Here is an 11,587-nt window from a genome sequence, read left to right on the forward strand (position 1 = left end):
TCATATTATATAACGGAAATGGGAAGGTTATTTTTAACCTTCCTTTTTTTCTTTTTTGCATAAAAAAATAATATAATGGATATCCATTATACTATTTTTTATTAACTGTCTATTTCCCGACAGCCCCCTATATGTAACACTTTGATTTCTATTTTTTTAAGTAACTATTGCCTTCATTTACAATGTACTTCATACCTTATAGAATCTGTTTGTATCGATAATATTTTTATATATTTTACTGGAAAAAAACGACTGTAGCTTCTATCATCTCCAGCTGAATATTCCACATTAATTTTTTCCGTTATACCTAAATAATTTTCAAATCTTATTTTATCACCTTTTTTAACTTTTACTTCCATATTACTACTGTAAAAGTTTCCTTTATTTTTTCCTAAGTATCCTTCAACAAAGATAAAGTTCAACCTCCAGTTTTCATCCTGGTCTAACTTTGAAGCTCCTCCAAATATTATTTTAGATAAACTACTTTTGTTATTAGAACATAATATATTATTGCCTAGATATCCTGTTTTACACCACATATATTGGTTTACTTCCATAAAACTCCCCCTTTAAGCTTGTTCTAAAATTATGTTTATTCTATTATATTGTTATCATCATAGTATTATTCCTAAATTATATTTACTAAGGGGCTTTATCACTATTCATCTGTTTAAAGTAATAAAGACCTGTACGTATGCAGGTCTAAAAATTTTCTATGCCATTTCTTCATATTTTCTAATATATCCATCGGCTAACTCTATAAGTTCTTCTCTATAATCAATTGATGATTCATCTTCAACGGCATATACCTTCATGCCTGCCCTCTTGGCAGCTAATACTCCAGCATAAGTATCTTCAAATACCAAACATTTTTCAGGAGCCACTTCTAAATCTTCAGCTACTTTTAGAAAAACATCGGGATTGGGTTTTCCTTTATTAACTTCACAGGAGGTCCTTATGGAACTAAAATATTCTAACAAGCCAAATTTTTTTAATATATCTATAGTTCTATCTTTAGAATTGCTAGTTCCAATACCTAGCTTTATGTTACTGGACTTTAAATTATCTATTATTTCTCTAACATTTTCCTTAAGAGTTACCTTCTCTTTATAATAATTTAAAACCATAATATCCCACTCTGCCTTTATAGCCTCAATGGATTCTTTTAACTTAAACCTATCTTTAAAGTATTTAGCTGTCTCAGTAAAACTCATTCCCTCTATTTCCCGCTGCAAATCTTCTGGCAATGCTAAACCTCTTTTTTCTAAAAATTGAATATCAATTTCCTTCCATATCCACATGGAATCTATTAATGTTCCATCTAAATCAAATATAACAGCTTCAATGTTATCTAACACAAAACTTCCCCCTTAATAGCTAAAAGGGACAAGCTCTTGTCCCTTTTAGAATTTCAAATTACAAATTATAATTTTTCTACTTTATCAAATTCATAACCATTTCTTTCTACCGTTACTTTTTTCATAACCTGTGGCTCTAATGGTTTATCCATTCCATCTCTATTTACCTTTACTATTCTCTGAGCTTCTTCCATCCCTTCTAAAACTTTACCAAAGGAAGCATATTTTCCATCTAAATGGGGCGTATTAGCCACTGTTATAAAAAATTGAGATCCAGCTGAATCCGGTACCATGGTTCTTGCCATGGAAATAACTCCTTTTTCATGTTTTAAGTTGTTTGTATGACCATTTTCACTAAACTCTCCTTTTATAGAGTATCCAGGTCCACCGGAACCAGTTCCATCAGGACATCCTCCCTGTATCATAAACCCTGGTATTACTCTATGAAAAGTAAGTCCATTATAATAGTCATCTTCTATCAAGGATATAAAGTTATTTACTGTGTTTGGTGCTATATGGGGCATTAGTTCTACCTTGATTTCGTTTCCATTTTCCATTTCAATAGTTACTATAGGATTCTTAGTCATTTAAATCTTCCTTTCTTTTTTTAATTATAGCCTTATACTAATTTAAGCTATAACATAATCATTTATGTATATAGTTATTTTATCAGAAATTAAGTATAGTTTCTATTTTATTTAATAAAAATATTATGAAACCTTTAAATGAATATATTTAGCAATTGTACATACTTTTTAAATTTTCTCCATAACATTCAATCGAAAACCCCCTGTACTCTGATCCTTGCACTCTGCACAGAACAAAGAGGAATCGAAGATACCTTTGTTCCTTAATAATTGCCTGGGTAATAGTCAAATAGCGACATTTCCATATTTTTTTGTTAGAAAATATTACATCTTGTTATTTGGTATACTTTATTGTATGTAACTAATACTAAACTTATGTTAACTCACTATATAATATATGGTTTATCAGGTCTTCTATTGGAAACTTTTTGGACTGGTTTCGGTTCTTTATTTTCAGGAGATATATCATTAACAAGTCGAACTTACCTATGGATGTTTTTCATATATGGTTTGGGAGTTTTCTTTGAGCCAATACATGATAGAATAAGGAGGGAAAACTTTTTTATAAGGGGTTTAATTTGGGTCTCTTTAATTTACTTAATAGAGTTTTCAACAGGTTTCTTTTTAGATAAAGTTGTTGGGGCATGTCCATGGAATTACCTTACAAAAACAAAATTCACTTTGTTTGGGTATATAAGGTTTGATTATTTTCCTGCTTGGTTTATAGCTGGATTGCTATTTGAAAAATATCATGATTTTTTAGATAAGAAAGTGTTTAATAAAGATAAGAAAAATGAAAGTATGGAATAAATTTAAATTTAATATTTAAAATAAGTTGGGGGATTATAAATCCCTCAACAACTAAACTTTAGATCACTTCATCGGCCATAGCCTTAAAGAAGTGAATATATAAACCTATTATATCCAAAAGGCATCCTTTATATGGTTAATTTTATTTTGTTCTTTTAAGAAAACTTCCATTATATCAAAACTAAATTGAGTATTTATTAAATTATTTATTTTTATATAGTATAATGCTGTTTTTCCTATTTTTCGCTGTTTATTTTTATCAACAAATTCATAAGGATTCCCATATTTTATACTACTTCTAGTTTTAACTTCTATAAATGCAACTATATAATCTTTTCTAGCTATTATATCTATTTCTCCAAAACGACTTGAAAAATTTCTATCAATTATTTTATAACCATTTTTTTCTAAGTATTCTATAGCTATATCTTCTCCGATATTTCCTTTTACTCTTTTATTAGTAAACATATTCTTCACTCTTTTCCTTATCTAATTGATATACAAAGGTCATTATCTCTGCTACAACTGTATAGAGTTCTTCTGGGATTTCTTGTCCTACCTCTAATGTTATCAATTCATCTGCTAACTCATGGTTTTCCCATATCTCTACTCCTTCTTCTTTTCCCTTATCCACTATTTTTTCTGCCGTTAGACCTAAGCCTTTTGCTATTACCTTTGGAGCAATGTCATCCTTATCATATTTTAATGCCGCCGCTATTTTCCTTTTCTTTTTTTTAGACATTTAATCACACCTTTATATCTACTATATAATTATCAAACCTATCCTCTTCTATCATGTCAATGGGATCTCTATCCCCTTTCAATATATAATTAGTATAGACATTATTGTAATTATGGGCATAAAGCATTTTTTCTATTTTTTCACTGTTTTTTTTAAAATAATCTATAATTTTATCGTTTTCTAGATTAAATGTTAGTTTTATATCCTTGTTTACAGTTTCTAATATTATATCTACCTTTTTTAGAGTTTCTGTATTTAATGACATATATACTTTAAAGTTATCTATTTTTTTACTATTCTTCTTTTTATTTAATACATATATTTTATTAAAAACCTCTTTTATATCGGTTTTAAAAGGTATATAAACAAAGGTACTATTATTATTTAGTTCATTTAAAAATTGTAATTTATTATTTATATTATCAATGTCTACGTTGACTTTATTAGACTTGTCACTATTACTTTCTAATATAGTTTTAATATTTTTTGTTAGGTCCCTTAATTCTTTTATTTCATTTTTTATACTTTCCTTATCCATGTTACTTGATAAATTTTTTATATTAACTTTAAATTTATCTCTTAATTCTTTAGGTATATCTTTATCATTCTCTAGATTAGATATCATTTTTTTTATATCATCTTCAATAAAGTCCTTTCCTTCTACTATATCTGTTAGAAACTTTAATTTTTCCATAGATATTTCTATATCATTTTTCATCATAAATCCTATTCTTTTTAATACTTGGGAAGTTACCTTATTATTGGGTAGTATTGTCTTTAAAGTATCATCTAAGTTACTATCCAAATTAGATATCTTTTTATCCGTAATTAAGTCTTGTAGTTTACTTATCTTAGATTCTATTATATTATCCTTAGTATCTATATGTAATACATTATTACCTTCTTTAAAATTATTAATACCTTCATTTATATTGTCATGTCCACCTTCTAAAGAAAGAATATTTTTATTTAAACTTCTTCCCCCTATATCAATAAGTTCACTTCCTGTTAAAGGTCTATATTGAACTTTATTGTTATCCACTGATAAACTAATTATATCCTTTATATCAGATGTAAATACTTCATTAGATAAAGGGTTAATCTTTACTTGCCTATTACCATTTATATTGGCTAAATTTTCAAGTTTATTTGCTATATTTATTGTGTTTTTTATTGTAGTACTATTGATGGGCAACTTAAATTTTAATAGTGACTTTATTATATCACCGTTTTTCTTATTTAAAGGTATGTTATTATTCTTTAAAACATTTCTTATAAAATCATCTTCACTAATATTTTTTATATTTTCATTATTTCCACTATCTAACATGGGACTTATAATTAACTTATTATCAACAGACTTTACTAAAAAATTTAAAATATCTCCTTTAAAGTCGTTTAATGAGATATCCGTTTTACCATTAATATATTCTCCATTAGTCAACTTAATAGTTATATTATTTTTTAATATTTCAACTAATTTACCCCTAAGTATATCTCCTTTTTCTATATTTAATTTTTTACTTAATTTATTTATATTGATATTTTGTCCATAAAGGGAATTGATTTCCATATTAATCCTCCATTTAAAATACTATTATTATTATTATCGAATAAGTCGTTAATTTTGTTTAATATATAAAATGCCAAATACTAAATAATAAATATCTAGATAAATAAAGGCTATCCTATCTATGATATCTAATATTTAATATTTGGCATTTATTATAAATCTTCTGGAGTTTCTATTGTAATTCTACCTATTATTCCCCTTCTAAATTCATCCAATAGGATATGGGCTACTCTTGTATAGTCAACCTCTTTCCCCTTCATAATAGCCCCTCTTTTAACGGCTATTTCTTCTAGCACTCCCAATGGCTCTGCTTCCCCTACTTCTATGTTATATCTATTTTCTAAGTCTTTAGATGCATTCTTTATTAGCCTTTCAACTAGCCTTAATGCTAAAGTTTCTATATCCATTATTTCATCTTTAATAGCCCCTGTAAAGGCCAGGTTCAAACCAGTCTTTTGATCTTCGAATTTAGGCCAGAGTATCCCCGGTGTATCTAATAACTCTAAATTCCCCTTTAGTTTAATCCATTGGTTTCCCTTTGTTACTCCCGGTCTATTTCCTGTCTTGGCACTTTTCCGTCCTGCTAAAGAGTTTATTAGGGTTGATTTACCTACATTGGGTATCCCTACTATCATGGCCCTAATAGGTCTATTTTTAATTCCCTTACTCTTTAATTTTTCTATTTTTTCTTTCATCGACTCCTTTATGGTATTAATAAGTTTTTTTATATCTTTTTTATTAGTGGCATCTATTAGTATAGTTTTTATACCTTTTTTATCAAAATATTCTACCCATATATTATTAAGATTTTCATCGCTTAGGTCCCTCTTATTTAATATTATAATTCTATTTTTATCCCCAACAATATTATCTATTTCAGGATTTCTACTGCTCATTGGGATTCTAGCATCTAATAACTCTATGACTACATCTACAAGCTTAAGATTTTTTTGTAGAGCTTCTTTAGTTTTTTTCATATGTCCTGGATACCAGTTTATATTCATATAACCACCTACTTTATTTTTTTCATCAATAGAACAAAGGCCACTTTGTCGCTTCTTTGTTCTGTGGGAAGTGCAAGAAACATAACTCTTATATTATTTTATTATAACCAGTTAATTTTTTTATAAAAAATTAATTTTTCTAAGTAATTAAACATACATAAAAACTTTATAATAAAATATGGGACTGATATCAGTCCCATATTTTATATCAATATTAGTAATTTCTTTTTTGTTTAACCTTAGCAGCCTTACCTACTCTATCTCTTAGATAGTTAAGCTTAGCTCTTCTTACTTTACCTCTTCTAGTAACTACTAATTTTTCGATTTTTGGTGAATGTAATGGGAAAGTTCTCTCAACTCCAACTCCGTAAGAAATTCTTCTTACAGTGAAAGTAGCTCTTGAACTACCACCTTGCTTTTTAAGTACAGTACCTTCGAAAACCTGAATTCTCTCTCTGTCACCCTCTTTGATTCTGTAGTGAACCTGTACTGTATCACCTGCACCAAACTCTGGTAAATCGCTTTTTATTTGTTCTTGTTCTATTAGTTTGATTATATCCATGTTTTTAACCTCCCCTCTTCATAGACGTTCTTGCCAACTAAACAGAGGACCGCCCGTTTTGCCATAGTAATTATACCATATAGAGACAAACATTACAACTATTTTTCCTTTGATAATTCATCTTTTATCTTATTAAGGATAATTTTATCTTCCTTTGTTAATTTATAACTCTCTAATAAATCGGGTCTAGTTATATATGTATTCTTTAGTGCTTGATAGTGTCTCCACTGATCTATTTTTTTATGATTTCCCGATAGTAAAATATCGGGTACTGATAATCCATTATATTCCCTTGGTCTAGTATATTGGGGATATTCCAATATACCACCATAATGGGACTCTTCCATATATGATTCTTCCTTAGGCAAAACTCCCGGTACAAGTCTACCAATGGAATCAACCAAAACCATAGAAGCTATTTCTCCTCCTGTTAATACATAGTCTCCAATGGATATCATATCATCCACATAGTTTTCTATAATCCTATTGTCTATCCCTTCATAATGTCCACATATTAAGACCAGATGATCCTCTTGAGCTAGTTCCTTAGCCATAGAGTGATTAAAAACCTTTCCCTTTGGTGTTAAGTAGACCACCCTAGCATCTTCTCCCTTTACACTTTCTAAGGCTCTATCTATAGGTCCTGGCTTCATAACCATCCCTGGCCCTCCCCCAAAGGGATAATCATCTACCCTATTATGTTTATCCTGAGAAAAATCCCGTATGTTTACATAGTTCACAGATAAAATATTATTATCCATGGCCCTTCCAATTATACTATGCTCAAGGGCACTAAACATCTCTGGGAACAATGTTAATATATCTATTTTCATTCTATCATTCCTTCAATAGGCTGGATTATCATCTTTCCAGCTTCTATATCAACTTTTTTTATAAATTCTTTTGCCGCTGGAATTAGATATTCTTTATTTCCATTTTTCACTACATATACATCATTTGCTCCAGGTTTTAACACATCTTTTATAACCCCTATTTTATTTTTTTCATTATCATATACCTCTAATCCTATCATATCATATATAAAATATTCGTCTTCAGATAACTCCACTTTCTGTGTCTCATCTATTAATAGATATTTTTCTTTAAATTTTAAAACATCATTTATATTATTATAACCCTTTAACTTTAGTATTGGAAAATTCTTCTTAAACCATACTTTTTCTATAAACATCTTCTCTTCTATTCCTTCAATATAAATATACTCTAATTTTTTAAATCTATTTTTATCTTCAGTTAATGGCATTATTTTAACATCACCTTTTATACCGTGGGTATTTATTATTTTACCAACCTGAATATGTTTTGTCATTATTTTACACCACCATATATATTTCTTTTATTATTTATTATATCCAATAGAGAAAAATAATAATTTAACCCCTACAATATTGTAGGGGTTAAATTATTATTTTATTGAATAATTTCAACGTTTACTCGTTTATTATCCTTTATAGCTGCGGCCTTAACAACAGTTCTTATTGCCTTAGCTATTCTTCCTTGTTTTCCTATAACTTTTCCCATATCTTCTGGGGCTACCTTTAACTCAATAATAACAGATTGTGTTCCTTCTACCTCGTTAACAGCAACCGCATCTGGGTTGTCTACAAGGGATTTAGCAATTATCTCCACTAATTCACCCATCTCATCACCCCCTGACAGGAATTAATTATTTTGAAGTTTCAAACTTCTCATATATACCATTATTTCTAAATAAACCATCAACAGTTTGTGTTGGCTTTGCACCATTCTTTAACCACTTAACTGCTTTCTCGTCATCTATCTTTATTTCTTTAGTTTCAGTTATAGGATTATAGTACCCTATTTCCTCAATAAATCTACCATCTCTTGGTGAACGAGAATCAGCAACTACTATTCTATAGAAAGGTTTCTTCTTAGCACCCATTCTTTTTAGTCTTATTTTTACAGCCATGTTTTTCACCTCCTTTAAATGAATATCTAGCCGAAGAAAGGCATTTTGAATTTACCCTTTTTCTTCATGCTTTTCTCCATACTAGAAAATCTCTTTATCATCTTTCTAGTTTCCTTAAACTGTTTTAATAACTTGTTAACATCTTGAATAGTGGTTCCACTACCCTTAGCTATTCTTTTTCTTCTACTACCATCTATTACAGAAGGATTTTGCCTTTCTTCCTTTGTCATAGATTGTATTATAGCTTCTATTTTTACAAGTTCTTTATCATCTACATTTAACTTTTTCATTTGCTTTGAATTTACCCCAGGAATCATTTCTAATATTTGATCCAATGGTCCAAGGTTTTTCATTTGCTCCAATTGATCTAGAAAATCATCAAAAGTAAATGTTTGATTTCTTAACTTCTTCTCAAGATCCATAGCCTTTTTAGCATCTAAATTGGCTTCGGCCTTTTCTATTAAACTTAATACATCACCCATACCTAGTATTCTTGATGACATCCTATCTGGGTGGAATGTTTCTATTTGATCCAATTTTTCTCCCATACCAACAAATTTGATTGGCTTTTCAACAACAGATCTTATTGAAAGGGCAGCACCACCTCTGGCATCACCATCTAATTTGGTTAATATAACACCACTTATCTCTAAGGTTTCATTAAAGGACTGGGCAACATTAACTGCATCTTGTCCTGTCATAGCATCAACAACTAATAGTATCTCATTGGGATCTACCTCTGATTTAATATTTTGTAGTTCTTCCATCAGTTGTTCATCTATATGAAGTCTACCTGCCGTATCCACTATCACAACATCGTTACCATGCTTTTTAGCATGTTCAACCGATGCTTTGGCTATATCAACGGGATTCTGTTTAACTCCCATAGAGAACACCGGAACTTCAACTTGCTCTCCTACTCTTTGAAGCTGTTTAACTGCAGCAGGTCTATAAACATCACAGGCTACTAATAAGGGTCTTTTTCCCTTACCTTTCAAAAGCTTACCTAGTTTCGCAGTATGGGTAGTCTTACCTGCCCCTTGAAGTCCACACATCATTATAACTGTTGGGGGAGTAGATGCAAATTCTATTTTCGATTCCGTCTCTCCCATCAATTTAGTAAGTTCTTCATTTACTATTTTAATAACATGCTGTCCCGGTGTAAGACTTTCCATTACCTCTTTACCTACAGCTCTTTCCCTAACATTTTTTACAAACTTTTTAACAACCTTAAAGTTAACATCGGCTTCAAGTAGTGCCAACTTAACTTCCCTCATGGCTGCCTTTACATCTTTTTCCGATAGCTTTCCTTTTCCTTTTAATTTACCTAAAGTACCTTGAAGTTTCTCAGCTAATCCTTCAAATATCATTATTTAACCTCCTGGTTACTTTCTAATATCTCAGTAGCTAACTTTTCTATATATAATATATTATCACAAATAGTGTCTTTTCTAAAACCATCTATATCTTTATTAATCTCATTGGCACAGTCTAATATTTTTTTTATCTTTTTATTATTGCTATTAAACTTATTTACTAAACCTAACTTTTCTTCATAGGTATTCAGTCTCTTTTCTCCCCGCTTTATTAAATCATGAACCCCCTGCCTGCTAATATCTAATTGTTCTCCTATTTCACTTAAGGATAAGTCATGAACATAATAAAGCTCTATTGCTTCATATTGTTTACTACTTAATAGTTTTCCATAAAAGTCAAATAACAATCCTATTTGTATTACTTTTTCAAACATAAATAATCACCAAATCAGTGTAAAGTTTTTTTCTTGACAGATGTATTCTATAATATAAATAGGAATTTGTCAACACTATTCTTCAAAAATAGCATTTACAAAATCATTTGGATCAAAATCCTGTAAATCATCTATTTGTTCTCCTACTCCAACCAGTTTAACTGGAACGTTTAGTTCTGCTTGAACACCTAGCACAACTCCGCCCTTTGCTGTACCATCAAGTTTTGTTAATACTATACCGGAAACATTACAAGCTTCTTTAAATACCTTTGCCTGTGATATAGCATTTTGTCCAGTTGTTGCATCCACAACCAGTAATACCTCTTTAGTTGCTTCAGAATATTCCCTATCAACTATTCTGAATATTTTATTTAACTCATTCATAAGATTTTTCTTATTATGAAGTCTACCAGCGGTATCACATATTAATACATCGGATTTACGACTCTTAGCTGCCTGTATACCATCATATATTACCGCGGCAGGGTCTGCTCCCTCTTGGTGGGATATTATATCAACTCCAGCCCTATTTGACCATTCTTCAAGTTGTTCAATAGCTGCAGCTCTAAAAGTATCCCCTGCCGCTATTAATACTTTTTTGCCATCCCTTTTAAGTCTTGATGATAATTTGCCTATAGTAGTAGTTTTTCCAACTCCATTAACTCCAACAACTAATATTATAGCAGGGGATGGTTCAAGATTTAGACTATTATTGTCTTCAACTTCAGTTAGTATTTCTTTTAATTCTTCCTTTAATAGCTCCATTATTTCAGAAGGATCTTGTATTTTTCTCTCCTTTACCTTATCTTTAACATCATCAATTATTCGCATTGTGGTATTTACACCTATATCAGCTGTTATTAATACCTCTTCTAAATCATCAAAAAGATCCTCATCAATTTTTCTATAAGATTTAAGTACTCCATCAATCTTATCGGTTATCCCCTTTTTGGTCTTACTTAACCCCTTCTTCAATCTTCCAAATAAACTTACTTTTTTCTTCTCAGGTTCTTCCTCAACTTCTTCCTCTATTACTTCATCTTTCACCTCTACTATATCTTCTTTTATTTCTTCTCTAGTCTCTTCAATTACTTCTACTTCCTCTTCTTTTATTTCTTCAACCGGTTCTATATCTTCCTTTACTTCTTCCTGCTCTTTTACTTCCTCTACAGCTTCACTTTCTTTAACCTCTTCTTTCTCTTCAACTGGTTCTATCTTTTCTTTTATTTCTTCTCTTTTCTCTTAAATCT

The 11,587-nt window shown here is 30.0% G+C and carries 16 protein-coding genes; 1 reads left to right on the forward strand and 15 read right to left on the reverse strand.

The genetic code is table 11. The features are described from left to right. Positions 1-173 precede the first annotated feature (173 nt). The 3 genes from V6137_RS19255 to V6137_RS19265 all read right to left on the reverse strand — a co-directional run bounded on the left by V6137_RS19255 (position 174) and on the right by V6137_RS19265 (position 1,945). Positions 174-557: a hypothetical protein gene (locus V6137_RS19255; RefSeq protein ID WP_425449589.1), complete on the reverse strand. Its 384-nt coding sequence runs from the start codon at positions 555-557 to the stop codon at positions 174-176. Positions 558-713: 156 nt separating this feature from the next. Beyond that, entirely contained in the window at positions 714-1,358 is a 645-nt protein-coding gene (locus V6137_RS19260; RefSeq protein ID WP_425449590.1) for an HAD family hydrolase, read from the reverse strand. A 65-nt stretch (positions 1,359-1,423) separates the two neighbouring features. Beyond that, complete coding sequence (locus tag V6137_RS19265; RefSeq protein WP_425449591.1) at positions 1,424-1,945, reverse strand: peptidylprolyl isomerase; 522 nt, start codon at positions 1,943-1,945, stop codon at positions 1,424-1,426. A gap of 351 nt (positions 1,946-2,296) precedes the next feature. On the opposite strand from V6137_RS19265, the gene V6137_RS19270 reads away from it, so the two are divergent. Continuing rightward, entirely contained in the window at positions 2,297-2,755 is a 459-nt protein-coding gene (locus V6137_RS19270) for a putative ABC transporter permease (RefSeq protein WP_425449592.1), read from the forward strand. A 108-nt stretch (positions 2,756-2,863) separates the two neighbouring features. Here the strand turns inward: V6137_RS19270 and V6137_RS19275 are convergent, their stop codons facing one another. The 12 genes from V6137_RS19275 to ftsY form a co-directional block, all read right to left on the reverse strand. Further along, positions 2,864-3,223, reverse strand: a complete 360-nt coding sequence (locus tag V6137_RS19275) for a YraN family protein (protein WP_425449593.1) — start codon at positions 3,221-3,223, stop codon at positions 2,864-2,866. Further along, positions 3,213-3,497: an EscU/YscU/HrcU family type III secretion system export apparatus switch protein gene (locus V6137_RS19280; RefSeq protein WP_425449594.1), complete on the reverse strand. Its 285-nt coding sequence runs from the start codon at positions 3,495-3,497 to the stop codon at positions 3,213-3,215. The genes V6137_RS19275 and V6137_RS19280 overlap by 11 nt, the downstream gene beginning before the upstream one ends. A gap of 4 nt (positions 3,498-3,501) precedes the next feature. Further along, a complete protein-coding gene (locus V6137_RS19285) occupies positions 3,502-5,070 on the reverse strand; it encodes a hypothetical protein (RefSeq protein ID WP_425449595.1) in 1,569 nt (522 codons plus the stop codon). 152 nt (positions 5,071-5,222) lie between these two features. After that, positions 5,223-6,074, reverse strand: coding sequence for a ribosome biogenesis GTPase YlqF (gene ylqF / locus V6137_RS19290; RefSeq protein WP_425449596.1), 852 nt, complete (start codon positions 6,072-6,074; stop codon positions 5,223-5,225). Between the two features lie 214 nt (positions 6,075-6,288). Next, the gene (gene rplS / locus V6137_RS19295; RefSeq protein ID WP_425449597.1) at positions 6,289-6,636 is read right to left on the reverse strand and encodes a 50S ribosomal protein L19; all 348 of its coding nucleotides are present in this window, start codon (positions 6,634-6,636) and stop codon (positions 6,289-6,291) included. A gap of 98 nt (positions 6,637-6,734) precedes the next feature. Continuing rightward, complete coding sequence (gene trmD, locus V6137_RS19300; protein WP_425449598.1) at positions 6,735-7,469, reverse strand: tRNA (guanosine(37)-N1)-methyltransferase TrmD; 735 nt, start codon at positions 7,467-7,469, stop codon at positions 6,735-6,737. Next, positions 7,466-7,966 carry a ribosome maturation factor RimM gene (rimM, locus tag V6137_RS19305; protein WP_425449599.1) on the reverse strand — a complete coding sequence of 167 codons (501 nt, stop codon included), beginning with the start codon at positions 7,964-7,966 and terminating at the stop codon, positions 7,466-7,468. The genes trmD and rimM overlap by 4 nt, the downstream gene beginning before the upstream one ends. Positions 7,967-8,067: 101 nt before the next feature. Beyond that, positions 8,068-8,298 carry a KH domain-containing protein gene (locus V6137_RS19310; protein WP_425449600.1) on the reverse strand — a complete coding sequence of 77 codons (231 nt, stop codon included), beginning with the start codon at positions 8,296-8,298 and terminating at the stop codon, positions 8,068-8,070. 25 nt (positions 8,299-8,323) lie between these two features. Continuing rightward, positions 8,324-8,587, reverse strand: a complete 264-nt coding sequence (rpsP, locus tag V6137_RS19315; protein ID WP_425449601.1) for a 30S ribosomal protein S16 — start codon at positions 8,585-8,587, stop codon at positions 8,324-8,326. A 26-nt stretch (positions 8,588-8,613) separates the two neighbouring features. Further along, the gene (ffh, locus tag V6137_RS19320; protein ID WP_425449602.1) at positions 8,614-9,957 is read right to left on the reverse strand and encodes a signal recognition particle protein; all 1,344 of its coding nucleotides are present in this window, start codon (positions 9,955-9,957) and stop codon (positions 8,614-8,616) included. Further along, complete coding sequence (ylxM, locus tag V6137_RS19325; RefSeq protein WP_425449603.1) at positions 9,957-10,337, reverse strand: YlxM family DNA-binding protein; 381 nt, start codon at positions 10,335-10,337, stop codon at positions 9,957-9,959. Before ylxM ends, ffh begins: the two co-directional genes overlap by 1 nt. A gap of 75 nt (positions 10,338-10,412) precedes the next feature. After that, the gene (gene ftsY, locus V6137_RS19330; RefSeq protein ID WP_425449604.1) at positions 10,413-11,384 is read right to left on the reverse strand and encodes a signal recognition particle-docking protein FtsY; all 972 of its coding nucleotides are present in this window, start codon (positions 11,382-11,384) and stop codon (positions 10,413-10,415) included. Between the last annotated feature and the right edge of the window lie 203 nt (positions 11,385-11,587).

This window comes from Dethiothermospora halolimnae (assembly GCF_037577855.1).
Classification (GTDB): domain Bacteria; phylum Bacillota; class Clostridia; order Tissierellales; family VENL01; genus Dethiothermospora; species Dethiothermospora halolimnae.